The organism is Subtercola sp. RTI3 (assembly GCF_035018625.1).
Taxonomy (GTDB): domain Bacteria; phylum Actinomycetota; class Actinomycetes; order Actinomycetales; family Microbacteriaceae; genus Subtercola; species Subtercola vilae.
In genome coordinates this window covers 18301-42819 of sequence record NZ_JASJXO010000034.1, presented here as the reverse complement: position 1 = coordinate 42819, position 24519 = coordinate 18301, and the positions used below count along the sequence as shown (strand labels likewise).

General features: G+C 67.6%; 23 protein-coding genes. 7 read left to right on the top strand and 16 right to left on the bottom strand.

The features are described from left to right. Positions 1-372 precede the first annotated feature (372 nt). Positions 373-1365 carry a rhodanese-related sulfurtransferase gene (locus QN358_RS12750; RefSeq protein ID WP_323512609.1) on the top strand — a complete coding sequence of 331 codons (993 nt, stop codon included), beginning with the start codon at positions 373-375 and terminating at the stop codon, positions 1363-1365. On the opposite strand, the gene QN358_RS12745 is transcribed toward QN358_RS12750, so the two are convergent. After that, entirely contained in the window at positions 1282-2742 is a 1461-nt protein-coding gene (locus tag QN358_RS12745) for an LssY C-terminal domain-containing protein (RefSeq protein WP_323512608.1), read from the bottom strand. The two genes, QN358_RS12750 and QN358_RS12745, sit on opposite strands and share 84 nt — an antisense overlap. Before the next feature lie 176 nt (positions 2743-2918). Here QN358_RS12745 and QN358_RS12740 point away from each other — a divergent pair, with 176 nt between their 5' ends. Genes QN358_RS12740 through QN358_RS12730 form a run of 3 tightly spaced genes read left to right on the top strand, consistent with a single transcriptional unit; the run spans position 2919 to position 5700 of the window. Beyond that, positions 2919-3833 (top strand): ABC transporter ATP-binding protein, encoded by a 915-nt coding sequence (locus QN358_RS12740; RefSeq protein WP_136642967.1) that lies wholly within the window; start codon positions 2919-2921, stop codon positions 3831-3833. Further along, on the top strand, positions 3830-4648 hold the full coding sequence (locus tag QN358_RS12735) for an ABC transporter permease (RefSeq protein ID WP_323512607.1): 819 nt from the start codon (positions 3830-3832) through the stop codon (positions 4646-4648). Before QN358_RS12740 ends, QN358_RS12735 begins: the two co-directional genes overlap by 4 nt. Before the next feature lie 26 nt (positions 4649-4674). Further along, complete coding sequence (locus tag QN358_RS12730) at positions 4675-5700, top strand: MDR family oxidoreductase (RefSeq protein WP_323512606.1); 1026 nt, start codon at positions 4675-4677, stop codon at positions 5698-5700. Positions 5701-5746: 46 nt separating this feature from the next. Here the strand turns inward: QN358_RS12730 and QN358_RS12725 are convergent, their stop codons facing one another. From QN358_RS12725 to hemE, 12 genes are all read right to left on the bottom strand, one after another. Beyond that, a complete protein-coding gene (locus QN358_RS12725) occupies positions 5747-6133 on the bottom strand; it encodes a hypothetical protein (RefSeq protein ID WP_136642965.1) in 387 nt (128 codons plus the stop codon). 4 nt (positions 6134-6137) lie between these two features. Then, positions 6138-7526: a glutamate-1-semialdehyde 2,1-aminomutase gene (gene hemL, locus QN358_RS12720; protein WP_323512605.1), complete on the bottom strand. Its 1389-nt coding sequence runs from the start codon at positions 7524-7526 to the stop codon at positions 6138-6140. Positions 7527-7580: 54 nt separating this feature from the next. After that, positions 7581-8552, bottom strand: coding sequence for a porphobilinogen synthase (gene hemB, locus QN358_RS12715; protein ID WP_136642963.1), 972 nt, complete (start codon positions 8550-8552; stop codon positions 7581-7583). Positions 8553-8642: 90 nt separating this feature from the next. Continuing rightward, positions 8643-9434, bottom strand: coding sequence for a uroporphyrinogen-III synthase (locus QN358_RS12710; protein ID WP_136642962.1), 792 nt, complete (start codon positions 9432-9434; stop codon positions 8643-8645). Continuing rightward, positions 9431-10417 carry a hydroxymethylbilane synthase gene (gene hemC / locus QN358_RS12705; protein ID WP_323512604.1) on the bottom strand — a complete coding sequence of 329 codons (987 nt, stop codon included), beginning with the start codon at positions 10415-10417 and terminating at the stop codon, positions 9431-9433. The genes QN358_RS12710 and hemC overlap by 4 nt, the downstream gene beginning before the upstream one ends. A gap of 97 nt (positions 10418-10514) precedes the next feature. Next, complete coding sequence (locus QN358_RS12700; RefSeq protein WP_323512603.1) at positions 10515-11726, bottom strand: ferrochelatase; 1212 nt, start codon at positions 11724-11726, stop codon at positions 10515-10517. Next, entirely contained in the window at positions 11723-12505 is a 783-nt protein-coding gene (gene hemQ / locus QN358_RS12695; RefSeq protein ID WP_323512602.1) for a hydrogen peroxide-dependent heme synthase, read from the bottom strand. The genes QN358_RS12700 and hemQ overlap by 4 nt, the downstream gene beginning before the upstream one ends. Positions 12506-12555: 50 nt before the next feature. Next, complete coding sequence (locus tag QN358_RS12690; RefSeq protein WP_136642959.1) at positions 12556-12909, bottom strand: DUF3618 domain-containing protein; 354 nt, start codon at positions 12907-12909, stop codon at positions 12556-12558. Beyond that, positions 12902-13375, bottom strand: coding sequence for a phage holin family protein (locus tag QN358_RS12685; protein WP_323512600.1), 474 nt, complete (start codon positions 13373-13375; stop codon positions 12902-12904). Before QN358_RS12685 ends, QN358_RS12690 begins: the two co-directional genes overlap by 8 nt. A 17-nt stretch (positions 13376-13392) precedes the next feature. After that, entirely contained in the window at positions 13393-13716 is a 324-nt protein-coding gene (locus tag QN358_RS12680; RefSeq protein ID WP_237280450.1) for a hypothetical protein, read from the bottom strand. A gap of 48 nt (positions 13717-13764) precedes the next feature. Then, positions 13765-15324, bottom strand: coding sequence for a protoporphyrinogen/coproporphyrinogen oxidase (locus QN358_RS12675; RefSeq protein WP_323512599.1), 1560 nt, complete (start codon positions 15322-15324; stop codon positions 13765-13767). A gap of 22 nt (positions 15325-15346) precedes the next feature. Continuing rightward, positions 15347-16489, bottom strand: coding sequence for a uroporphyrinogen decarboxylase (hemE, locus tag QN358_RS12670; protein WP_237280448.1), 1143 nt, complete (start codon positions 16487-16489; stop codon positions 15347-15349). Positions 16490-16583: 94 nt separating this feature from the next. Here hemE and QN358_RS12665 point away from each other — a divergent pair, with 94 nt between their 5' ends. Both QN358_RS12665 and QN358_RS12660 read left to right on the top strand, forming a co-directional pair. After that, positions 16584-17993, top strand: coding sequence for a glutamyl-tRNA reductase (locus tag QN358_RS12665; protein WP_323512598.1), 1410 nt, complete (start codon positions 16584-16586; stop codon positions 17991-17993). Between the two features lie 11 nt (positions 17994-18004). Beyond that, the gene (locus tag QN358_RS12660; protein ID WP_323512597.1) at positions 18005-19036 is read left to right on the top strand and encodes a GNAT family N-acetyltransferase; all 1032 of its coding nucleotides are present in this window, start codon (positions 18005-18007) and stop codon (positions 19034-19036) included. Between the two features lie 74 nt (positions 19037-19110). Here the strand turns inward: QN358_RS12660 and QN358_RS12655 are convergent, their stop codons facing one another. Both QN358_RS12655 and QN358_RS12650 read right to left on the bottom strand, forming a co-directional pair. Continuing rightward, on the bottom strand, positions 19111-20010 hold the full coding sequence (locus tag QN358_RS12655; RefSeq protein ID WP_136642955.1) for a serine hydrolase: 900 nt from the start codon (positions 20008-20010) through the stop codon (positions 19111-19113). A gap of 28 nt (positions 20011-20038) precedes the next feature. Next, positions 20039-22051, bottom strand: coding sequence for a M13 family metallopeptidase (locus tag QN358_RS12650; protein WP_136642954.1), 2013 nt, complete (start codon positions 22049-22051; stop codon positions 20039-20041). 88 nt (positions 22052-22139) lie between these two features. Here QN358_RS12650 and QN358_RS12645 point away from each other — a divergent pair, with 88 nt between their 5' ends. Further along, positions 22140-23591, top strand: coding sequence for an MATE family efflux transporter (locus QN358_RS12645; RefSeq protein ID WP_323512596.1), 1452 nt, complete (start codon positions 22140-22142; stop codon positions 23589-23591). A 38-nt stretch (positions 23592-23629) separates the two neighbouring features. Here the strand turns inward: QN358_RS12645 and QN358_RS12640 are convergent, their stop codons facing one another. Continuing rightward, positions 23630-24433, bottom strand: a complete 804-nt coding sequence (locus QN358_RS12640) for an MBL fold metallo-hydrolase (RefSeq protein ID WP_323512595.1) — start codon at positions 24431-24433, stop codon at positions 23630-23632. Positions 24434-24519 lie beyond the last annotated feature (86 nt).

The window sequence follows — 24519 nt, the reverse complement described above, 5'->3', positions numbered from 1 at the left end:
TTCACGACCGCGCAACGGGCCGCTATGGCCGCACGGGATGGTGGGTGTGTGTGGCCGGGCTGCGACCGCGGCCCGTCGTGGTGCGAAAGCCACCATGTTGATGACTGGAAACACCAAACGTATGCTCCCGGGCGTACAGATATCGATAACGGGGCGCTGCTGTGCCACTTCCACCACACACATGTGCATTCCTCTGAGTGGAAACTCGCCATGCAGAACGGCGTCCCGGTTTTGATCCCACCGAAAAGCATTGACTGGGAACAAACCCCACGACCATGCAGTCAAATCAGATCCAGACGACGCGGACCCTTGCCCACGGCACCGCTACCACCATGGGTAAGACAGCCGCTTTACCGCGACTAAAATCGTGGGGTGGCCGTTTCGAAGATCATTCTGTATTACGTTTTTGCGCCACTAGCCGACCCCGATGCCCTGCGGTTATGGCAGCGCGACCTGTGCGAGAGTTTGGGGCTTCGCGGGCGCATCCTGCTGTCGCAGCACGGCATCAACGGCACTCTCGGCGGCGAACTCGATGCAGTGAAGAAGTACCTTCGCAAGACCCGCGACTACCCAGCGTTCAAGAACCTTGACGTGAAGTGGAGCGAAGGCACCCCCCTCGACCCTGCTACCGCGACCACTCAGGCACCGCACGGCTTCTCCCCCGATTTCCCCCGCCTGAGCGTAAAGGTGCGCGACGAGATCGTCAGTTTCGGCGCTCCCGGCGAGCTGGTCGTGGACGATCAGGGTGTCGTGGGCGGCGGCACCAAACTCTCACCCCATGAACTGCACACCCTGGTAGAGGCGAAGAAACTCGATGGCGAAGACGTCGTGTTCTTCGACGGGCGCAACGGTTTCGAGGCCGAAATCGGTCGCTTCGACGGAGCAGTCGTTCCCGATGTCGCCACCACCCGCGATTTCGTTGCCGAACTCGACAGTGGCAAGTACGACCACCTGAAGTCGAAGCCCGTCGTCACCTACTGCACCGGCGGCATCAGGTGCGAGGTGCTCTCGTCACTGATGGTGTCGCGAGGGTTCGAGAACGTCTTTCAACTCGACGGTGGCATCGCCCGCTACGGCGAGACGTTCGGCGACAGCGGGCTCTGGCAGGGCTCGCTGTATGTGTTCGACAACCGGCTGTCGCTCGAATTCACGTCTGACGCGAAAACGATTGGTGCGTGTTACCGCTGTGGTGCATCCACCAGCGAAATGCAGAATTGCCACGACCTCGCCTGTCGCGAACAGCTGGTCATCTGCCCAGCCTGCGCGGCCGAGGCTGTGCCTTCATGCAGCCTGCACCCGACGAGCGAGCGCACGCCGAGCACGCCGGCGATCGCGGCGCTCCCGCACGAAGACGCGCGCATCTGAGCTCGAGAGCGCGAACAGCACGAGAATGTCGAAGCTGAGGTTCACCAGACCCGTGGCGAGCGTGACGCCGATGCCCGTGGTGATGAAGTCGGCAGCAACAAGAGCGACAGCCACCAGGCTCAGCGTCATGGCAACGAACCGCGCCCAGTTGAACCCCCAGAACATCAGCTGCGCCAGAAGCAGGTAGCCGAGGAAGGCGGAGGCGGCTGCGCCGACGACGATCCACAGCACGATGTTCGCGAGCTGGTCGCTCGTGATGTCACTACCCGACGGCAGGTCGATGCGAATCGTCGCCACTGAGTCGGCCCACGTTGTGATCAGCGAAATGACCGACCCCAGACCGATCACACCGCGGGCGATCATCAGCAGATAGCTCAGGTAGATCGAGATGGGCCGCTTCACCCGGTTCGATGCCGCGGTGTTTCGAGCATTCTGCACCACGGCCTGGCCGAGCAGCGAGGCATCAGCCGGCAGCACAGCATCATCGACCTCGGCGGCCCCGGCGGCGCCCTCTGGCGACACGTCGAGTGCGGTCAGCGTGATCACGGGCAGATCGCCGTCTGTGGTGATGGCATCTCCACCGCCGTTGACAGCGTGGTAGCCGGTCGAGAAGTTGCGAATCACGCTCACCGACGCGGCGGGGTTGGCCTGCTCGATGGAGTTCACGATGTGGTCGCGCTCTTTGTCGGTCTCGCGTTCGATGCGATGGGTCACCTGCAGAGTGAAGAGCGAGAGACCCACGTTGCGGTCGTACGTTCCCGCGGCCATCCATTCGGCCGAATGCCCGCCGGGAAGCAGCCAGCCCTCTGGCGTCTTCCAGAAGCGCACGTGGTGACGTTTTGCAGGGTTGCCCGCCACCTCCTGCTGGTACGTGAAGTCTTGAATGGTGCCGAACAAGTAGAGCGGGCTGACCGGCGCATCAGAGTAGCTGCGGCGAAAGAGCGTCGACGTCACGATGCGCAGAGAACTGCGAAAACCCACCTCGTCGGCCCGGTGCCAGCCTGCCGCGAGCATCGCCGTGTGCAGCTGCGCCTCAGCGCCGAACAGCGCCAGGTTCACCGGGTCGCCCAGCAGCCCCTCGTGCGTGCGGGCGCGGCCGATGAAGTAGTCGGGCACATAGATGAGAGTCAGCATGCTGTGGATGCGCGGCAGCAGCAGATACGCCAGCAACACCCAGAACACCAGCAGAAACCACACATACTGCAGCCCTCGGCTGAACGATTCGGTGAAGACGAGGTAGGCGAGCCAGGCCGCCGCCACAGCCCCCAGAAAGAAGTACAGGTTGTCGAGAAGCCGCGGCAGAGACACCCGCCGCCGACCCGGAGCGAGCGGGCTACGGGGTGCGATGCCGATCTTTTCGAGCACACTGCCTGCCATGCTCCAACCGTATGGCAAACACGCCGCGAAAACACCGGGCGGACACCCTCGGCTGAGTCCAGGCAGTCGCGCCCTCCCGACCGTGCGCCGAGGAGCCCCCACCCCCTAAGGTGGAGGCACCCACCCGCACGCGATGTGTTCGCAGTTTCACCCTGTCGTGCACCGAGAGGAACCTGATGCCCGCCGGCGTCACCATCGAATTCACCCACTTGACGAAGCGCTTCGGCTCGGGTTCCGGCTCCGTCGACGCCGTGTCAGACCTGTCGTTCACCGTCGAACCAGGGCAGATCACCGGTTTTCTGGGCCCCAACGGCGCCGGCAAGACCACAACCCTGCGCATGCTGCTCGGGCTCGTGGCGCCCACCTCGGGCACCGCCACCTTCGGCGGCGTCTCGTACCGCTCGCTCGCGCACCCGCTGAGCACGGTGGGTTCCGCGCTCGAGGCCGCAAGTTTTCACCCGGGGCGCACAGCCGCAGACCACCTGCGCGTCTATGCCCAGGCCGCTGGCCTACCCCGCCAGCGCGTGGGCGTCGTTCTCGAGCAGGTCGGGCTCGAACAGTACGGCTCGCGCCGCGTCGGGGGCTACTCCCTCGGCATGAGGCAACGACTCGGCCTCGCGAGCGCACTGCTGGGCGACCCGAGTGTGCTGGTGCTCGACGAGCCCATCAACGGGTTAGACCCGGAGGGCATCCGGTGGATCCGCCTGTTTCTTCGCCAGCTCGCCGCCGAAGGCCGCACCATTCTCGTGAGCTCACACCTTCTCTCAGAGGTGCAGCAGAGCGTCGACGAGGTCGTCATCATCGCGCACGGCACCCTCATCCACCGTGGCTCACTCGCCAGCCTCGACATGACCGAAACCCGGCAGGTGATTGTGGATGCCCCCGACCGCGTCGCCCTACAGCTGGCCCTCACCGCCGCCGGCTACCACTTCAGCAGCCTGCGAGGAGGCGTCATCGTAGAGAACGCTGATGCCGAGGCTGTCGGACGCACCGCCTTCGACGCCGGAGTCACCCTCAGCTCGCTCTCGCAGAAACGCACCGGCCTCGAAGACTCGTTTCTCGCGCTCGTCGGCGAAGAGGGAGCCCTGTGAGCGAGCAACCCGTGCGCCAGCTCGGCCACGCCATCCATGCCGAGTTCACCAAGATCACCACCACACGGCTCTGGTGGATGCTCGCCCTCATCATGATCGTCTATGTAGCCCTCGTCGCCGGCGGCCTCACCGCCATTCTGGCTTCAGTGGGCGGCAGCCGCGGCCCGCAGATCACCGATGCCCAGCGCGCACCGCTCATCTACAGCTTCGGTTCGTCGATCGGCTACGTGTTTCCCGTGCTGCTCGGCGCCCTTGTCACCACGTCGGAGTTTCGGCACAAAACCCTGACCCCCACTTTTCTGGCGATGCCCCGCCGCGGCCGCATCCTCGTCGCCAAGCTCGTTGCCCTCACCGTGTTCGGCGGGCTGTTCGGCGTTCTCGCAATGGCCTCCTCCATCGGCGCCGGTTCGGGTGTCATGGCCCTGTTCTCACAGGATGCCCGGCTCACCGACCCCGCCATCTGGGCGCTGGCCGGCCGAGCCGTTCTCGCCATGGCCCTCTGGTGCTCGGTCGGAGTCGGCCTCGGCGTCCTCATTCCCAGCCAGGTGGCGGCCATCGTCATCGTGCTGGCGTTCACCCAGTTCGTCGAACCCATCCTGCGCTTCGCCTCGGGCCTCACCGACGTCACCGCCCAGATCGGGCAGTATCTCCCCGGGTCGGCCAGCGACGCCCTCGTCGGCTCCAGCTTCTACTCGCTCACAGCGCCGACCGTTGTGGGACTCGACTGGTGGCAGGGTGCGCTCGTCTTGCTCGCCTACGCCGTCGCGGCGAGCTTTCTGGGCTTCTTCACAAGCTGGCGGCGCGACGTCACCTGAGCCCTTTCGCGGCGTAGGCTTTTGGCATGTTCAGAAGCATTGTGGTCACCGAAGACACGCCTGCAGAGCCGGGCACCGCCGAACTGCGAACCGTCGACGACGACTTTCTGCAACCCGGTGCCGTGACCATCGCCGTCGAATATTCGAGCGTCAACTACAAAGACGGGCTGGCCCTCGCCGGGTCGCGCGGGGTCGTGCGCAGCTTTCCGCTCATCCCCGGCATCGACCTCGTGGGCACCGTCGTTTCGGTCGACGAGGGCGGCGCAACCAGCCAGGCCAGTGCCCGGTTCGCACCCGGAGACCACGTCATCCTGAACGGCGATGGCATCGGCGAGAAGTTCTTCGGAGGCTTCTCTGAACGCGCGCGGGTGCGCCCGGATGCCCTCGTGAAGCTGCCCGCAGGGCTCACCGCCAAGCGGGCGGCCGCCATCGGCACCGCCGGCTTCACCGCGATGATCGGAGTGCTCGCACTCGAGAAGCTGGGCATCCAGCCGTCGTCGGGCGAGATTCTCGTCACCGGAGCCGCCGGCGGCGTGGGCTCGGTCGCCATCGCGCTGCTCGCCGGGCGCGGCTACAGCGTCACCGCCTCGACCGGGCGGGCAGACACCGAAGGCGACTACCTGCGGAGCCTCGGAGCCACCACCCTGCTCAACCGCTCAGAACTGGCCGACCCGGGCAAGCCGCTGCAGAAGCAGCGCTGGGCCGGCGCCATCGACTCGGTGGGCAGCACGACGCTTGCGAACATCGTCGCCCAGACGAACTACGGCGGCTCCGTCGTGAGCTGCGGGCTCGCCCAGGGCGCCGACCTGCCGCTCTCCGTGATGCCGTTCATTCTGCGCGGGGTGACGCTCACGGGCGCGAACTCTGTCGAAGCACCCATTGCCCTTCGCGAAGAAGCCTGGGCCGCCCTCGCCGCCGAGCTCGACCCGGCCCTGCTCGACTCGATGACCAACACCATCGGCCTCACCGACGTGCTCGGCCCGGCCGGCGCGGGCTCTCGCATCCTCGCCGGCTCGGTTCGCGGTCGCACCGTCGTCGACGTGCGCGCCTGACCCGCGCACCCCGCCGGCAAAAAGGGGCGGCGGGTACCGGGTAGAGCTAGTCTGCGGCGATCGCGGTGGGGTCGGCGGCCTCGAGCGGCGGCAGGCGGAGGGCGCGCAGCAGCGTGAGCGAGTGCTTCGTCGTCACGATGATGCGCGAGAACTCCGAGTTCTCGAGGTCGATCACCACCGACGTACGCGTGCCTTTGATGAGCAGAAAGTCTTTGCCGTCGTGGTACTTCCACGACCCGATGGCGAGCGTCAGCGGCACGGCCGTTCCGGGAGCCCGGATGCCGCGCACCCACACCCACGGGTCGTCGGTGAGCACGGCGGCCCGGATGTTCTCGAGCGGCACCTCGATGTCGCTGCGCCTCAGCGCCATGATCTTCTCGGCTCGCGTCAACCTGATCTCGAGGCGATCGGGATGCACGAACAGAACTGACATGCCCCTAGTCTGCCGGTGAAACCGCGGCAGCGGCGCGAGCCGCGCCCGGAAGGGCAGACACGATGCGCTCGAGAGCCGCGTCGTCGTAGGCAGCCGACACGAACCAGGCCTCGAACACCGACGGCGGCAGTGAGACACCGGCGTCGAGCATGTGATGGAAGAACGGCGCGTACCGGAACGACTGCTGCTGCTGAACCTCGGCGTACGTTCGGGGGCCAGCGAAGGCGCGCCCGCTCTGCCACTCGCCGAACGCGAAGCTGAACAGGTTGCCGGCGCGCTGCACCGTGTGCGCAACGCCTTCGGCACTCAGCGCCTCTGAAACGGCGGCCGAGACGATGGATGCCGCACTGTCGAGCGTGGCGTACACCGAAGCATCGGCGAGCCTCAGTGTCGCAAGGCCCGCGGCCACAGCCACCGGGTTGCCGCTCAGTGTTCCCGCCTGGTAGACCGGGCCGAGAGGGGCCAGGTAGTCCATGATGTCTGCCCGCCCGCCGAGGGCCGCCAGGGGCATCCCGCCGCCGACAACCTTGCCGAAGGTGAAGAGGTCGGGCTGGTAGGCCAGGTCGGCACCGAGGTCACGGGCATCCGCGCTGCCTGTGACACTGCCCCCGCCCACCTCGAGCCCCCACCACCCGGCGGCGCTCACACGGAACCCCGTGAGCACCTCGTCGACGATCAGCAACGCACCGTTCTCGTGCGCGATACCGGCCAGCGCAGCATTGAACCCGGGGTCGGGCGCCACGACCCCCATGTTCGCGGCAGCGGCCTCGGTGATGAACGCGGCGATCTGACCGGGGTAGGCGGCGAACACCTCGCGCACGGCGTCGAGGTCGTTGTACGGCAGCACGAGTGTCTGCGCGGCGGTCGCCGCCGTCACCCCTGCCGAACCGGGCAGCGCCAGCGTCGCCAGACCCGAACCGGCCTCGGCCAGCAGCGAGTCGGAGTGCCCGTGGTAGTGCCCGGCGAACTTCACCAGCAGGTCACGCCCGGTGAACCCGCGGGCGAGACGGATGGCCGTCATGGTGGCCTCGGTTCCGGTGGAGACCAGCCGAACCTTCTCAACCGGTGAGAGCCCGCCCGCCGTGACGCGCAAACGAATGGCCTCGGCCAGTTCGGTCTCGCCAGGGGTGCTGGCCCCGAACGAGAGGCCCCTGGCCGCGGCATCCTGAACCGCCTGAATCACCTCGGGGTGCGCGTGCCCCAGAATGGCCGGCCCCCATGAGTTCACGAGGTCGACGTATTCGACCCCGTCGGCGTCGGTCACGTGCGCCCCCGACGCCTTCACCATGAACCGCGGAGTGCCGCCCACCGAGCGGAACGCCCGCACCGGCGAGTTCACGCCCCCCGGGATCGACAGGCTCGCGCGGGCGAACAGAACGTCAGACTCAGACACGGTGGTGGCCTCTCTCAAAACTACGGCTGCTCGAAAACTGGGGCTGCTCGAAAACTACGGCTGCTCGCGCAGGGTTCGGGCGATCTCGGGCGCGTAGTACGTGAGCACGACGTCTGCTCCGGCGCGACGGATGCTCGTCACCGACTCGAAGATGGCTCGTTCACGATCGATCCAGCCGTTCGCTGCCGCGGCTTCGATCATCGCGTACTCGCCCGACACCTGGTAGGCCCACACCGGAACCGGCGACATGGCGGCCACGTCGGCCAGAACGTCGAGGTAACTCATGGCCGGCTTCACCATGACGATGTCGGCGCCCTGCTCGAGGTCGAGCATGGTCTCGTGCAGGCCCTCGCGGCGGTTGGCCGGGTCTTGCTGGTAGGTCTTGCGGTCGCCACGCAGAGTCGACCCGACCGCCTCGCGGAACGGGCCGTAGAACGCTGAGGCGTACTTGGCCGAGTACGCGAGAATCGCCGTGTTCTCGAACCCCTGGGAATCGAGAGCATCGCGCACAGCGGCCACCTGGCCATCCATCATTCCCGAGAGCCCCAGCAGCTCTGAGCCCGATTCGGCCTGGGCAATGGCCATGTCGCGGTAGCGCAGCAGGGTGGCGTCATTGTCGACCCGCCCGTCAGCGTCGAGAACACCGCAGTGGCCGTGGTCGGTGAACTCGTCGAGGCACAGATCGGTCTGCACCACGAGCGCATCGCCCACCTCGGCGACCACCACACGCGTGGCCTGGTTCAGAATGCCGTCGTAGTCGGTGGCCCCCGAACCCACCGCGTCTTTGGCGTCGGGAACACCGAACAGCATCACGCCACCGAGCCCCAGGTCGGCGGCCTCGTTCACGGCCGCGCGCACGCTCTCAGTGGTGTGCTGCAGGATACCGGGCATCGAATTCAGCGGGCGCGGCTCGCTGCCCTCGCGCACGAACAGCGGCAGTACGAGGTCGGCCGGGTTCAGCCGGGTCTCGGCAACCAGTCGGCGCATGGCGGGAGTAGCGCGAAGGCGGCGCGGGCGAACGTTCATGCCTTAAACCCTACGCGTGTGCAAGGGCTGTAAGCACCTATTGGGGACGGGCAGAGTCGATCCATGCCCATCGCGTCACGGCCCGCGAGGCTACAGAGAGGCGCGAGCCGTTTCGACAAGGGCGTTGATGAGCGATACCGACGAGCGTTCGGCGGCGATCAGGTCGACGCGGAGGCCGTAGGAGCGGGCATCCTGGGCCGTCACCGGCCCAATGCACGCGACGATGGTCGACACCGGAACCGGCCCGAGCTGCAGCTCGACCTGCTCGGCAACGCTGCCGGAGGTCACGAGAATGGCGCGATAGAGGCCTGCCGCGATGTCGGCCTTGATGGTGGGGTCGACCGGCACTCCGATGGTGCGATAGGCGATGACCGATTCGACCGAATGGCCTCGCTTGATGAGGCCGTTACTGAGCACGGGCTTCGCGAGCGCGCTGCGCAGGGTGAGAATGCGAAGCGATGCCCCGGCTTCTTCGAACTGCTTCATCTCGCTCAGTAGCCCGGTGGCCGAGTTGTCTTCGAGCGGCACGAGGTCGACCTTGTACCCCGCCAGCGTGAGCGCAGCAGCGGTGGTCTCGCCGACTGCGGCAATACGAGTGGATGCCGGAACCGTCGCCTGATGCGCAGAAAGCACGTCTACCGTGGTGGCGCTCGTCACGGTCAACCAGTCGAAGGCCCCCGTGGCGAGTCGTTCGAGAGCGTTCTCGAGCGCAGCAGAGTCTTCGGTGGGCGCGAAGTTGATGAGCGGGGCGACCGTGGGCGCAGCACCCATGGCGCGAAGGTCGGAGGCGACGCCGTGGCCCCAGGGCCCGCCGCGCGGAACGAGCACGCGCCAACCGGCGAGCGGCTTCGTGGTGGTGGGGCCCGTTGTGCTGTCGCTCACGAGGCCGCTCCCAACTCGGCGAGCTCGCCAGCGCCGTCGCTCAGAAGCTGCAGGGCGATGTCTGTTCCGAGGCCCACCGCGAGGGCGTCTGCCTCGGCACCGGACTCTGCGGCGGCACCGGAGTCTGCGGCGGCACCGGAGACAAAGAAACCGGCCGGGAGCTTCACCGAATTCGTGCTGCCGAGTTCGCTCGACCCGTCTGCGCTGTACACCACGGCGGTGAGGGTCAGCGTGTCGCCGTCGATGGCAGCCGAGGCGCCGATGGGTGCCGTACACCCTGCCTCGAGAGCCGCAAGCACCGCACGTTCGGCGGCGATCGAAATACGAGTGGCGGGATGCTGGATGAGTGCCAGTTCGGGAATGCTGTCCTCCTCGCGCGCTTCGATGGCCAGTGCACCCTGGCCGGGAGCGGTCGGCCACAGTGCGAGATCGAAGAATTCGGAGACAGCATCGAGCCTGCCCAGCCTGGTCAGCCCCGCGGCAGCAAGCACCACAGCGTCTAATTCCCCGCTCGACACCTTTGCCAGCCTGGTGTCGACATTACCTCTAATGTCGACAACAGTGGCATCTGGCCTCAGACTCAGCAGCTGGGCGACGCGTCGGGGCGACCCCGTGCCGATCGTGGCGCCTTCCGGCAACTCGGCGAGGGTCAGGCCATCCCGCGTGATGAGGGCGTCGCGCGGGTCTTCGCGGCCCGGAACCGCACCGAGCACGAGGCCCGGGTACGCCGCCGTGGGCAGGTCTTTGAGCGAGTGAACGACGAGATCGCACTCACCCGCGACGAGTGCCGCCCGCAGCGCACTCGCGAACACGCCGGTGCCACCGATGCTCGACAGAGACGCCCGCGAAGTGTCACCTTCGGTCGTCACGACCGTGATGACCACGTTGACACCGGTCAAACGGGTCAACTCAGCGGCGATCATGCCCGTCTGGGCGAGCGCCAGAGCGCTTCCGCGCGTGGCGATGGTGAGAGTGCGAGGCATCAGTGAGAAACGATTCGGTTAGTGTCGGTGCGATGCGGGCCCGTTCTGGGGGCCCGTTCAGTGAGCTGAATGTCTGAATCAGCCAGGTGAACGCGATCTACGGTGCCAGACCAGCCAAAGCCGGCTTGAAGCCGAGGCGAACGTTCTCGCAGCAGCCCGAACGACACACGTCATACCACGGCCCCAGCTCGGTCAGCGAAGGGCGTTCGGCAGTCGGTGTTCCATTCACGCGTTCGAGCACCAAGTCAATCAGCCCCTCGACGTACTTTTTGTGCACCCCGGGGGTAGGAACACGAACACTGTACAAATCGTTATCTGCAGCCGTCACGGTGGCCTCGTTGTCGAGATCCCACTTCACCTCCATGTGGTCGCTCACAAATCCGAGCGGAACGATCACGACCGCACGAATGCCGCGTGCGGGCAGTTCGCCAATCGCGTCGTTGATGTCGGGCTCGAGCCACGGCTGCGTGGGCGGGCCACTTCGTGACTGAAAGACGAGCTGCCACTGGGGCATGGATGTACGACCCACCCCGACCGCGGCCATCACGACCTCGGCCACCGCCCGGTGTTGCGCTTCGTACGCGCCGCCCGCCCCGAAACCGCGCTCGGGCGGACCAGACCTGTCGGCGTCACTCGAGGGAATCGAGTGCGTGGTGAACAGAACCTCGACCTCGGTGGCGAGGTCGATACCGGGCCGCGCCTGTTGCACCTGGGCCAGGCCGTCGGCGAGCCCGTCGATGAAGGGCGCGACAAAACCGGGGTGGTCGAAGAACTGACGCACCTTGTCGATCTGGATGACGCCGTTCAGGCCGGTCTCGTCGAGCGCCTTCGCGTAGTCTTCGCGGTACTGGCGGCAGCTCGAGTACGAGCTGTAGGCGCTCGTACCGATGGCGATGAGCTTCGTGTAGCCGGCCTCGTTCGCCTCGACGAGCGCGTCGCGCAGGTACGGGTCCCAGTTGCGGTTGCCCCAGAGCACGGGCAGATCGATGCCGCGGGCGGCGAGTTCGTGTTCGAGGGCCGCCTTCAACTCACGGTTCTGCTCGTTGATCGGGCTGATTCCGCCGAACGCACGGTAGTGGTGGGCAACCTCTTCGAGGCGCTCTTCGGGGATCCCGCGGCCGCGGGTGACGTTCTTCAGAAAGGGAATCACGTCGTCTTGGCCTTCGGGTCCACCGAAGGAGGCGAGCAGAATCGCGTCGTACGCCACGGCGACCGTGACGTGCTCAGGGCCTTGCGCGGCGGCGGGTGTCGCGCCGCGTACGAGGTCGGGCGCGACGTCTGTTGATGCGGGGGTTGATGCATCGGTCACAGGAGTACCTCCACGATGTCGGTGGTGGGAATGCGGCGGCCCGTGAAGAACGGCACCTCTTCGCGAACGTGGCGACGGGCATCCGTCTGCCGGAGGTCACGCATCATGTCGACGAGGTTCAGCAGGTTCTCGTCTTCGAGCGCAAGGATCCACTCGTAGTCGCCGAGGGCGAAGCTCGCAACGGTGTTCGCCAGCGTCGTGCGAAAGGCGGCGCCCTTCATGCCGTGGTCGCGGAGCATCGCGCTCCGCTCGGCGTCGGGCAGCAGGTACCACTCGTACGAACGCACGAACGGGTAGACGGTCACCCAGGTCTGCGGCGGTTTGCCCAGCATGAACGAGGGCATGTGGCGCTTGTTGAACTCCGCGTCGCGGTGCACACCGAGCGCGTTCCACACCGGCGCGAGCGTGCGGAGCAACGTCGTGCGGCGCAGCTGGCGAAGGGCCCACTGAAGGGTCTCGGGGGTGTCGCCGTGAATCCACACCATGAGGTCGGCGTCAGCACGCAGGCCCGATACGTCGTACCAGCCGCGCAGGGTCACGTCGCGCTGTTCGATGCGTGCGACGGCCGCGTCGAGTTCGGCCACAGCCGCCGCAGCGGCACTGCCGGCCGTAGCGTCACTGTCAGCCACAGCATCACTGTCAGCCAGGCCGAGCGGCGCATGCCGGTCGCGGGCGAAAACCGCCCATAGGGCGTACCCCGTAACCATTTCTCCGGCCGGCTCACTGGTCGAAGCGATGGTCGAATTGGGCATGGCCCGATCGGATGTCGGGTTTGTCATTGTCTTCTTTCTCGGCCGGCGACCCAGGGTCGGCGCCGGCAATTGGCCACTCAGCGCCGGGTAAGAGCGCGAACACCCAGCCAGATGCCGGTGCCCACCACAGCCGCGGCACCGGCAGCGCCGGCCACCAGAACTGCGGGGTTCTCCTCGCGGAGTGTCTTGATCTTCGCCTTCACGCGCCGGGCAGCCATTGTGGCCTGCTTCGGAACGTTCAGCTTGTACTCGATGGCGTCAAGAGTCTCAGCGAGGTCTTGGCGGTTCTTCACGACGTCTTTCTGAATCTGCTCGTGACTGCGTGTGTCGGTGGGCTTGTCAGGTTTCGCCGGCTGGTTCTTCTTCAGCCCTGCCGCTGCGGCCTTCGATGCCGCACCGAGCGGTGCGCTCGCGTGTGAGATGTCACTCATGTTTGGCACCCAGTTCTTTCGTGTCGCCGGAAGCTTTCGTCTCGCCGGGAGCTTTCGTCTCGCCCAGCCCCTTGACCGCGTTGACGTCTTTCTTCAGGCTCGTGATCGACTCTTCGGACACCGGCGGAATGCCCTTCTTGATCGACGACACCCCGACAAGAGCGAGGATGATCGCGATCACCAGTAGCCCGGCCGCCACGATGAGGGCCGACAGCCACGCCGGCAGCGCGGTGGCGATGCCGAGAATAGCGGCGGCCACCAGCACGGCGAACACGAAGAACAGCAGAAAGAGTGCTGCCGCAATGAGCCCGGCACCGATTCCCAGCTTCGAGAGCCGCTTGACGACCTCGGACTTCAGCAGGGTGAGCTCGTCTTTGACGAGGGTGGTGACGAGGCTCGGCAGGGCCGAAACAAGTTCAGCCAGTGACTGTTTCTGCTTCGGGTTGGGGGTCGGGATACTGGTCACGAAACGTTCCTCCCCGCTCAGGCCGCGGGCGGCGTGAGCGGCGGTTTCGTTGCAGACGCTGGTGCCGTCTGACGGTACTCAGAGACCCCGGTGCCGCTCGAACGGTCGAGGTGCAACAGCGAACCGAGCAGTTTTCTGATCTGCTTGGCCAGCCCGCCCGACGCAGCGTCGATGCGCTGGTTGGCAAAACCCTTCAGGGACGAGACCCCGGCCTGCACCGGCTGCGACGACCACACCTTGTCTGCACCCGCCTTGATCTGCTCGTAGCGTTTACGGCCGGCTCTGGAGCCGAGTACGTAGCCTGCACCGATGCCGACCACGAAAAGCAGCTTTCCGCGCATGATTACTCCGATCAGTCGTGAGTTGCTTATCTGAAATAAATCGTAGACCTATGACCTGTGCAGACGTGCAGCGAGCTCAGAGGCCTTGACTCTGCTTCCGTCAATGACGTACGCGAGGCCCGTGCCCGAAATCCACGCGCCGACGACCTCGAGTCCCGGATGCTCGTGTATTGCCTCGACCAATTCATCGACCCGAGCACGGTGGCCTCCCGTCGCGAAGGCCAGCGAGTCACGCCACTCGGTGAGGGCGAACCCCTGCACCATCGTTTCGTCGAGCGGAGTGTCGAGCAGGGTGCTGGCGTCGGCCAACGCCTGTGCCTGCGTCACCGCGCTCGGTGCCTGGCCCTCCCCGCCACGACCGTACGACAGCCGCACCACGTGACGGCCGGGCCCGGCGTCGCGGGCGAGCCACGGCCACTTCGCGGTGGCGTGCGTGAGTGCCTTTGCGCCCACCGAGGTCACGTCTTCTGCCACCAGCACGCCACTGCCGCGCGGAGCCGCGTCGAGCGCGGGCGCGTCGAGCACCAGCGTGGCCAGCGTCACGGCACTCGAGCCGGGCCATTCGCTCGAGCGCGTGAGCGCGGCGAGGTCGCTCGGTTCGCTGAGATCGCCGAGGCCGCTTGAGGCCGCAGGTCCAGCGAGGTCGCTGGGGGCTGCGTCAGCGGGTGGCATAGACGCCAACAGGGCGAGGGCGGCGCGAAAACCCGCGGCGACAACGACCCCGTGCGAGCCGAGAACTGCGCCGTCGCCGAGCACGGTCATCCACTCGGCCTGGCCGGGCGTGTTGTTCGGCACCCGGCGGATGCCCGCGACAACACTGCCGAGGCGCACGTCGACCCCGAGGCGCGCACAGTCGGCCACGAGGGCGTCGACGAGACGGTACATTCCGCCGTCGATTCCGCCGACCGCCGAGCCTGCTCTCGCGCCCGCCACCCCGTTTGCCGCACTGGCCCCCGTGATGTCGGGTCGCGCGCCCTGCGCCGCCGCAGCGCGCCGCGCGATGAGCGACATCACGGCGCCCGAGAGCGACCCCTGCGTCGTCATGGCGGCGGTGAGCCCCGGGGCGACGGCGTGAACATCCACGAGGTCAGGATGGGCCGAGTGCACGCCAGAGACGATGGGCGCCACAAGACGGTCGAGCACCTTCTGGCCCATGCGGCGACGCACGATGTCGCCGAGATCAGTCTCGCGGCGCACCCGAACGAGCGGCATGTACCGGTCGAGTTGGGCGCGAATGGCGCCCGACCAGCCGATGATGCGGCGCACGTCGTCGGCCAGCGGTACTCCGGGAATACCCAGCAGCGTGTTCTTGGGCAGGGGCGCCGCGAACCCGTCGAGCTGAACCCACGCGCCCGCCGGATTGGGCGACACGATGGCGTCGGCAAGCCCGATTTCGGCGAGAAAGCGGGCCACGGTTCCGCCACGGGTGGCGTAGCTCTCTGCTCCGCTGTCGAGCCGGATGCCCGCCACCGTGTGCGTTGCAACACACCCGCCGGCTTCGTCGGCCGCGTCGAGCAGCGTCACCCCGAAGCCCTTTCGTGCGAGCTCGCGGGCAGCGACCAGGCCGCCGACCCCGGCGCCGATGACGACGATGCTCTTCAGTGCCACTCCGTGCTCCGGATTCTCTGAACTACGCCGCGGGTGCGGCAGCATTGTCGTGCACGAACTTGACCAGCCGGGTGATGACGGCCGGGTCGGCATCCGGTGGCACCCCGTGCCCCAGGTTCAGCACGTGCGACGGAGCCGCCGTGCCCCGCTCGAGCACGTCGAGAATGTGGGCTTCGAGCACGGGCCACGGTGCGGCCAGAAGCGCGGGGTCGAGGTTTCCCTGCAGCGGAACCCCTCCGCCGAGACGGCGAGAGGCTTCGTCGAGCGGAATCCGGTAGTCGACCCCGACGACATCGGCGCCCACATCATGCATGGCCTTCAGCAGTTCGCCCGTGCCCACGCCGAAGTGCACGATCGGCACCGTGCGAACGGCTGCGTCTGTTGCCCCTGAAATCGAATACGTCAGCCCGTGCACCCGCGCCAGCGCCAGCTTCGAGGCCGGAGCCACCTTCTCCACGTAGTCCTTCAGGCTCAGCGCGCCCGCCCACGAGTCGAACAGCTGGGCGGCACTCGCCCCGGCCACGATCTGCGCGCGCAGGAACGCCCCGGTGACGGTGGAGGTCCACTGCATCAGCGCCTGCCACGTCTCGGGGTCGGAGTGCATCATGGTTCGCGCGGCGATGTGGTCTTTCGACGGTCCGCCCTCGACCATGTACGCGGCGAGGGTGAAGGGGGCGCCGGCGAACCCGATGAGCGGGGTGTCGCCGAGCGCGGCGACGGTGAGGGCGACCGCGTCGGAGATGGGCGCCAGGGCCGACTCGTCGAGCACCGGGAGAGCCGCGACATCCTGAGCCGTACGAACCGCCGAGCCGAGCACGGGCCCCTTGCCCGCAACGATCGACACGTCGACGCCTGCGAGCTTCATGGGCACCACGATGTCGCTGAAGAAGATGGCCGCGTCGACACCGTGCCGGCGCCAGGGCTGCAAGGTGATCTCACTGGCCATGGCGGGGTCGAGGCACGCGTCGAGCATGTCGGTGCCAATTCGCAGCGCCCGGTACTCGGGAAGGGAGCGGCCGGCTTGGCGCATCAACCACACGGGCGTGACGTCGCCGCGCACCCCCTGGTACGTGGTGACGAGAGGTGACGCTGAGGTTCGGCCGGTCTGCAACGGATGCCCGGCGGGAAGCTCGGCGACATCGCTGGTGTTCACGTTGAAAGTCACGTGCTCCAGTGTCTCAAACTTTGCTGCACAGGCTGTCTACTACAGCTGGTAGAAAAAGGTCGGTACTCGCAGCAAAGTCGCCTACGATGGGTTGGTGTTGATCTGCCTGACTGCCAGTCATCGAAACGCGAGCTTCGACCTCCTCGAGAAGCTCTCTGTTGGCGCACCGTCGGTGGCTCCGCAGCTCGTCGCGAACAGCGATTTCATCCAGGGTGCTGTCGTTCTGGCGACCTGCAACCGCTTCGAGGCCTACCTCGACGTCGACGAACCCCTCACCGCCGGCTGTGCACTCGCCGCCCGTGAGGTCATCGACGCCGTGAGCGCCGCCTCGTTCGTCGACTCAGGCGACGTGATCGACGCCATCACCGTTCTGTCGGGCGACACTGTCGCCGAGCACCTGTTCTCGGTGTCGAGTGGGCTCGAATCCGTTGTCATCGGCGAAGAGGAGATCGGCGGGCAGGTGAAACGCGCCCTGCAGACGGCGCGAATCGAAGGCACCACGTCGTCGGCTCTCGAACGACTGTTTCAGCGGGCATCCCACACCTCACGCGACGTGAAGACGAAAACCGGTGTCGGCGGAGCGGGTCGCTCGCTCGTTCGTCTCGCCCTCGAACTGGCCGAGAGCCGCGTCACCGACTGGGCCGCCACTCGCGTTCTGCTCATCGGCACGGGCAAGTACGCCCGCGTGAGCCTCGCCGCCCTGCACGAACGCGGCGTCACCAACGTCACCGTGTACTCGCCGTCGAGCCGCATCGCGCCCTTCGCCGAGCGTCTGTCTGTTCCGCAGGTGTTCACGCCCGGCCTCGACGCCGTGCTCGCCCAGAGTGACGTGGTGGTGGCTGCGAGCCAGTCGCCGACCTACGTGCTCTCTGCCGCGCACTTCACGGCGGCAGCGGCCCGGCCGAATGCGCTCGAGCGTCGCCTGGTGATCGACCTCGGCCTGCCGCGCAATATCGACCCGGCCGCCCAGCATCTGCCCGGCGTCGAGCTGCTCGACCTCGAGACCATCAGCTTGCACGCCCCCATCGACGAGTTCAAGGCCACCACGAGCGCTCGGGCCATGGTCGACGAGGCTGCGGCGGAGTTCACCGCCGCCCGCGTCGAATCAGAGGTCACGCCGGCCGTGGTAGCGCTGCGCGGGCACTTCTTCGACGTGCTCGACGCCGAGATCGCCCGGGCCCGCGCCCGCGCGGGTGACGACGCGGCGGCCAGCGAGACCGAGGCTGCGCTTCGTCACCTCGTCGGCGTGCTGCTGCACACGCCCTCTGTTCGGGCCCGCGAACTCGCCCGGGCCGGCGAGAGCGAGTCGTTCGTGTCGGCGCTCGACGCGCTGTTCGGCGTGCAGCCGGCGGCGGCAGCGCAGGTCACGCCTCTTCCGACGATCGTGCCTGTGTTGCCAGCCGCGTCGGCTCTGCCCGCCGGGCCTGGGGCCGGGCTCGGCAGAACAGGCACCGCCGCACGCGATGACAACTCGCCGCGCACCGGCACAGCCGCCGCATCCTGACCCGCCGGCCCGTGGTCAGTTTCACCGAACCGCTGCACACCGAGCGCCTGGTGCTGCGGCTGCTCGCCGAGAGCGACCTCGCCGACATCCACGCCTACCAGCGCCTGCCCGAGGTCACCCGGTTCATGCTCTGGAACGTTCGCACCCTCGACGAGTCGCGCGAGCACCTCACCCGGCGCCTCACGATGACCCGCCTCGAGAACGACGGCGATGTGCTCGTCGTCGCGGTCGAGCTTCCCGGCACGGGTGGTTCGCCGGCACGGCTCATCGGCGAGATCACGGTGTTTCTCCGCAGCACCGCCTCCCGACAGGCCGAGATCGGCTGGGCCTTCCACCCCGACTTTCAGGGGCAGGGCTACGCCACTGAGGCGGCCGGCCGGATGCTCGACTACGCCTTCACCGAACTGAACGCGCACCGCGTGCACGCCACCCTCGACCCTCGCAATAGCTCGTCATCGGCCCTCGCCGAACGGCTCGGTTTGGTGCTCGAGGCCCATTTTCGCGAAGACACATTCTTCAAGGGCGCCTGGGGCGACACCGCTGTCTACGCGATTCTGCGGTCGGCGTGGGCTCAGTCCGGAGCTGACCAGGCCGGCGTTACCGCGATGGCTTCGGCTGGGTTGCTTGCCCGGCCCGGGGCCGGGCTCCCGACCATCCGCGTGGCCGCCGTCGTGCTGCTGCGCGGGCGCCGGGTGCTCATGGTCACCGCACGCGGGCGCGACGTGCTGTACCTGCCGGGCGGCAAGATCGATGCGGGAGAGACAGCCGCAGAGGCCGTGGCCAGGGAGAGCCGCGAAGAGATTGCGGTCGAGCTCGAGCAGCAGAGCATCCGGGAGCTGTTCACGGTGACAGTGCAGGCGCATGGCGAGCCCGACGGGCGACTGGTTGCGATGACGCTGTTCGCCGCCACGACCGCTGACGAGCCAGTGGCGTCAGCCGAGGTCGACTCGGTGCACTGGGTCACGTCGGCCGATGCGGGGCGGTGCCCGCCGGCCGGGGTCGAGACGCTCGAACGGCTGGTGGCCCTCGGCCTCATCGACTGAGGCGCACGCGGTACCATCCTGACGATCACCGTGTGATCGTCAGCGAGAGTTTCGGATGGGGGGGCTCGGGCGGCTCAGTGCACGTACTCGAGAATGTCAGTGCCGAGCGTTCGCATGCCGTCGAGCACGGCGAGGCGCCCGTTCAGGTCGGCGTCGTTGAAGCGCATCGTGACGGCGTACGCCACGCCGGCGCGGGGGCCGCGCAGCACGCCGGCCTCCGTTCGGATGCCTTTGCCCGTGCCCGTCTTGTTCACCAGCAGCAACCCGTGGTCGGAGTGGGTGTGCGACAGCGGATCGAGCCCGAACGCGCTGGCCACCATCGAGAGGTCGGCGCCGAGGCCGAGCCACGAAAGCACCTGTTGGCTCGTGGCGACGTCGACCACGGTGCCCTCGGCCAGGTTGCGAAAAAGCGTGCTGAGTTCGCGCGCCGAACCGACGGAGAGGTGCGGGGCGTCGTCGGGGCCCCGATGGTCGCGCACTTTGTCGAGCAGGAACGTGCGGCTGAGACCCAGCGACTCCCCGCGCTCACGCACCTTGTCGAGACCGATGTGCCGCAGCAGAACGTTGGTGGCGAGGTTGTCGCTGGAGGATGCGATGAGAACGGCCAGGTCGGCCACCGGCAGCATCGGCACCTGCAGATGCTGCCACAGCCCGGTGTCGGCCGCCGAGTCGACAACCGTGCGGTCGAGCAGGCCGTGCGCCGAGGTCTCGCGCTGCGTGAGCCTGGCGGCCACCTCGATCAGAAGCAGAACCTTGCCGAGGCTCGCGGTGGGCACCGACAAGTGGTCGTCGATCGAGAAGAGCACCTTCTCGCTCTCGACGTCGAGCGCCGAGGCGGTGATCTGCACGCCGGAGAGAGCGAGGTTCGTCAGCGAGACGAACCCGCGCCGAAAAGTGTCGGTGTCGTGCGCGGCGGCGCTCGACCGACGCCCGCTCGGCAACTCCGAACCGGCCCTCCGTCGATCTCTGCGCATCACTCCGTCACCTACCTCAGCGCTTCTCTCACCAAATGGTCACACGGTCTTCGGGGGCGAGCCACAGGGCGTCGCTCTCGCTGACATCGAACGCCTCGTAGAACTCTGCGATGTTGCGCACGATCTGGTTGCAGCGAAACTCGTTCGGCGAGTGCGGGTCGATCGCCAGCAGGCGAATCACTTCTTCGTCACGCGACTTCTGCTGCCACGCCTGCGCCCACGACAGGAAGAACCGCTGGGCGCCGGTGAGCCCGTCGATCACGGGCGGTTCTTCGCCGCCCAGTGAAATCAGGTACGCCTTCCACGCTATGCCCAACCCGCCCAGATCGCCAATATTCTCACCGATGGTGAGGGCGCCGTTCACGTGCTGGCCGGGCACCTGCAGGGGGGCGAGCGCGTTGTACTGCTCGATGAGCGAGGCGGTCAGCTTCTCGAACGCTTCGCGGTCGGCGGATGTCCACCAGTCGGTGAGCTTGCCGTCGCCATCGAAGCGCGAACCCTGGTCGTCGAACCCATGGCCGATCTCGTGGCCGATGACCGCACCGATTGCGCCGTAGTTCGCCGCGCCATCCCGTGCCTCGTCGAAGAACGGATACTGCAGAATGGCCGCGGGAAACACGATCTCGTTGAACCCGGGGTTGTAGTACGCGTTAATCGTCTGCGGGGTCATGAACCACTCGCCACGGTCGAGCGGCTTGCCCACCTTGCCGAGCTCACGCTGAAACTCGAACTCGTTGGTCGCCCGCACGTTGTCGAACAGGCTCGAGGCGTCGAGCTGTAGGGCGGAGTAGTCGCGCCAGGTGTCGGGAAAACCGATCTTCGGAGTGAACTTGCCGAGCTTCTCGAGGGCACGCGTGCGGGTCTCGGGGGTCATCCAGGCCAGGTCGGTGATCGACTGCCGGTAGGCCTCGATGAGGTTCTCGACGAGCACATCCATCGCCTGCTTCGCCGTGCCGCCGAAGTGGCGTTCGACGTAGATGCGGCCGACAGCCTCGCCCATCGAGCCCTCGACGAGTGAGACGCCGCGCTTCCACCGGTCGCGCATCGAGGGGGTGCCGGTGAGGGTGCGCCCGTAGAAGTCGAAGTTGGCCTCGACGAAGTCGGCGGGGAGAAGGGCGGCCGCGCCATGGATGATCTTCCACGCCAGCCAGTCTTTCCACTGCTCGAGACGGTCGGCCGTGATCAGCGACGAGAGACCTTCGAGAAAGCTGGGTTCACGCACGACGAGTTCGTCGAAGACGCCGGCGGGGGCATCCAGAGCATCACGCCACAGAGTGAGGGTGCCGGCCGGCGAACCCTCGGCCGCGGAGCCCGCGAACAGTGCCAGCAGGTCGGCCCAGCTGAGCAGGTTGTACGTGGCTTGGGCGTCGCGGGTGCGCACGTTGTCCCAGTGGTGGCTCGCAAGGGCGGTCTCGAGATCGAACACGCGTTGGGCCCGCTCGGGAGGGCTGCCCGCATCGGCCGCAGTGGCCCGGTCGACCGCGCTGCCCGTGTCGGCGAGCTCGAACATGCGCTGGATGTGCGCCACATACGCCTCTCGCACGCTCTCGAACTTCTCTTCGCGGTAGTAGCTCTCGTTCGGCAGCGACAGGCCGCCCTGGTTCACGAAGACGAGGTAGCGCTCGGGGTTGCCCGGGTCGTTGTCGACAAAGGTCTGAAAGAAGCCACTGACGCCCTGGCGCTCGAGCCGGCCCACCGTGCGCACGAGGTCTTCGACCGACGAAACGTTGCTCACGAGGGCCAGCTGGGCGTCGATGGGCGAGGTGCCGAGCTCTTCGATACGGGCTTCGTCCATGAAGCTCGTGTAGAGGTCGCCGAACTTGCGCTCCTCGCTGCCCTCGACTGCGCCCTGCGCCTCGACGATGATCTGCTGCACGGCCTTCTCAGCCTCTTCGGCGAGCTCGTAGAACGACCCGAAACGGGCCTTGTCTTCGGGAATCTCGGTGCGCGCGATCCACTTGCCGTTGACGTGCCGAAACAGGTCGTCTTGGGCCCGAGTGGCAGGGTCGAGTTCTGTGGTTTTGATACCCGATTCGTTCATGCCTTCAGCATAAAGGAGCACTCCAGCGGTTCGGCTGTGAGCCGCAGGCCGGTGCAGAACGGGCGCATCAGCCCGCTACCGTGAAGGGATGCCCACCCCGAGCCTCAGCCGAGACATCCTGCGCCTCGCGGTGCCGGCGCTCGGCGCGCTCGTGGCCGAGCCTCTGTTTCTGCTCACCGACACCGCCCTCGTCGGCCACCTCGGCGAGGTGCCCCTGGCCGCACTCGGAATCGCGAGCGCCCTCATCCAGACCGTCATCGGCCTGCTCGTCTTTCTCGCCTACGCCACCACGCCCGCCGTCGCACGCCTGCTCGGCGCGGGTGATCGCCCCGGTGCACTGCGGGCCGGCATCGACGGGCTCTGGCTCGCCCTGCTGCTCGGCGCCGTCGTCGTACTGCTCGGCCTCGCCTTCTCAGCGAACGCGGTCGGGCTCTTCACATCAGACCCCGCGGTCGCGACCGACGCCACCACCTACCTCACCGTGTCGCTCGCCGGCCTGCCCGCCATGCTGCTGGTCATCGCCGCAACCGGGGTGCTGCGTGGCCTGCAGAACACCCGCACCCCGCTGGTCGTCGCCGTCTGCGGGTTCGCCGCGAACGCGGGGCTCAACGCCCTGTTCATCTACCGCGGGTCGTGGGGCCCCGGCTGGCCCGAGCTGGGGTTCGGCTGGGGCATCGCCGGGTCGGCCGCCGGAACCGTTGTGGCGCAATGGGCGATGGCACTCATCTACCTGCTCATCGTCGTGCGCGCGGCCCGGGCAAGTGGGGCGAGCCTTCGGCCGGGGCTCTCCGGTGTGGGGTCGGCGGCGGCATCCGGAGGCTGGCTGTTCGTGCGCACGGCCAGCCTGAGGGCGGCGATGCTCGCCACGGTAGCGGTCGCGGCCACGTTCGGGGTGGCTGAGCTGGGAGCGTTCCAGATCGCGCTGACGCTGTTCGCGACCCTTGCCTTCGTTCTGGATGCCCTGGCCATCGCCGCGCAAGCCCTCGTCGGTCACGGGCTGGGCTCCGGCGACGTTCAACGGGTGCGGTTTCTGCTGCGGCGACTCATCGTCTGGTCGCTCGGTGTCGGCACGGTGCTCGGAGCGGCCGTCGCCCTCCTCGCCCCCGTACTCGGGCCGGTGTTCTCGGCGAGCCCCGAAGTTCAGCACGGGGTGACCGTCACCGCGCTGGCGATGGCGGCGGGCATCCCGCTGGCCGGCTTCGTGTTCGTGCTCGACGGCGTACTCATCGGCGCCGGCGACGCGCGGTACCTCGCGCTCTCGGGCCTGGTCAACCTCGCCCTCTACGCGCCGTTGCTGCTGCTCGTGCTGTGGTTGCACCCCGCTGCCGCGGCCGACGGCGGTTCGACCGCGTCGGACCCCGTCGCTCACGCTGCTGGAGCCGTCACCACCCCAACTGGCGGTCTGGCCGATTCGCACGCCCTCGTCTGGCTCTGGGCGGCCTTCGGCTACGGCTACATCGGCGCTCGCGCCCTCACCCTCGGCCTTCGCGCCCGCACCCCGCACTGGATGCGCCTCGGCCCCACCCCGACCCCCGCATGACCCGCCTGCGCGGCAGAGGCGGGCGACACGCGGAGAGCTCAGACGGTGAAGGTCTGGCCCGGCAGGGCCAGCGCGACGGCTCCGGCGAAGGTGGTGGCGGCGCGACGGCGCGCGGCGGCGGGGGTCAGGCCCAGCGCGAGGTGCGTGAGCAGCAGAGTCGATACCCCGGCAGACGTGGCGGCCCGGCCGGCGTCTTCGGGGGTGAGGTGAACGTACTCCTCGCCCCGGGCCGGAGCCACGTCGTACCCGGCCTCAGCGAGCAGCGTCGACGACTCCTCGGCCATCTCCACGAGCGACGTGCACGGGCCGGTGTCGCCGGAGTAGGTGAAACTTCCGTCATCCGGCACCACCTCGGCCCCCGCACTGCCCCGTTCGACGCCGAGCCCACCGACGTCGGTGACGGTCAGCGCGAACGCCGGCACGCCGTGCGACACCGGCCCCCACGCCAGCGCCAGTTCGCCCACGAGCGCCTCGCCCCAGCCGTGCATCTCGGTGAACTCGAAGACCTCATGGAGCCCCTCGGCCGCATCGCCGCCGAGGTAGGTGGCGAGCCGCTCGTCGAGCCCCTCCGGGCCTATCAGCCGGATGCGCCGCGCCGCGCCCACTTTTGTGGCCCGCAACGCGTAGTACGCCACCAGCAGGTCGGCCGAGTGATCGGCGTGCCGGTGCGAAACCCAGATGGCGTCGAGCGAATCGAGGGTGGTGTGACGCTGCAGTTCGGCGAGGGTGCCGGTGCCGGCATCCACCAACACCTGCGTCTCACCCGAGGCCAGCAGGTACCCCGAGCACGCATTGCCGGGAACAGGGAAGGGCTGGGCCGTGCCGAGAATGGTGAGCTGCATACAGCCCACCGTACGGGCAAGACCTCGCACCGTGCGGGCACCACCTCGCCGCACGGTGGCACGAGGCGCAAGGCCGCGACCGAACC

Excerpts from the sequence above, each read along its gene's own strand:
- QN358_RS12690 (WP_136642959.1), bottom strand. The coding sequence starts at position 12,909 with ATGAGTGACATCTCACACGCGAGCGCACCGCTCGGTGCGGCATCGAAG.
- QN358_RS12655 (WP_136642955.1), bottom strand. The coding sequence starts at position 20,010 with ATGCGCAGAGATCGACGGAGGGCCGGTTCGGAGTTGCCGAGCGGGCGT.
- QN358_RS12640 (WP_323512595.1), bottom strand. The coding sequence starts at position 24,433 with ATGCAGCTCACCATTCTCGGCACGGCCCAGCCCTTCCCTGTTCCCGGC.
- hemC (WP_323512604.1), bottom strand. The coding sequence starts at position 10,417 with ATGCCTCGCACTCTCACCATCGCCACGCGCGGAAGCGCTCTGGCGCTC.
- hemB (WP_136642963.1), bottom strand. The coding sequence starts at position 8,552 with ATGAACGTTCGCCCGCGCCGCCTTCGCGCTACTCCCGCCATGCGCCGA.
- QN358_RS12645 (WP_323512596.1), top strand. The coding sequence starts at position 22,140 with ATGCCCACCCCGAGCCTCAGCCGAGACATCCTGCGCCTCGCGGTGCCG.
- QN358_RS12725 (WP_136642965.1), bottom strand. The coding sequence starts at position 6,133 with ATGTCAGTTCTGTTCGTGCATCCCGATCGCCTCGAGATCAGGTTGACG.
- QN358_RS12740 (WP_136642967.1), top strand. The coding sequence starts at position 2,919 with ATGCCCGCCGGCGTCACCATCGAATTCACCCACTTGACGAAGCGCTTC.
- QN358_RS12730 (WP_323512606.1), top strand. The coding sequence starts at position 4,675 with ATGTTCAGAAGCATTGTGGTCACCGAAGACACGCCTGCAGAGCCGGGC.
- QN358_RS12745 (WP_323512608.1), bottom strand. The coding sequence starts at position 2,742 with ATGGCAGGCAGTGTGCTCGAAAAGATCGGCATCGCACCCCGTAGCCCG.
- QN358_RS12650 (WP_136642954.1), bottom strand. The coding sequence starts at position 22,051 with ATGAACGAATCGGGTATCAAAACCACAGAACTCGACCCTGCCACTCGG.
- hemQ (WP_323512602.1), bottom strand. The coding sequence starts at position 12,505 with ATGACAAACCCGACATCCGATCGGGCCATGCCCAATTCGACCATCGCT.
- QN358_RS12680 (WP_237280450.1), bottom strand. The coding sequence starts at position 13,716 with ATGCGCGGAAAGCTGCTTTTCGTGGTCGGCATCGGTGCAGGCTACGTA.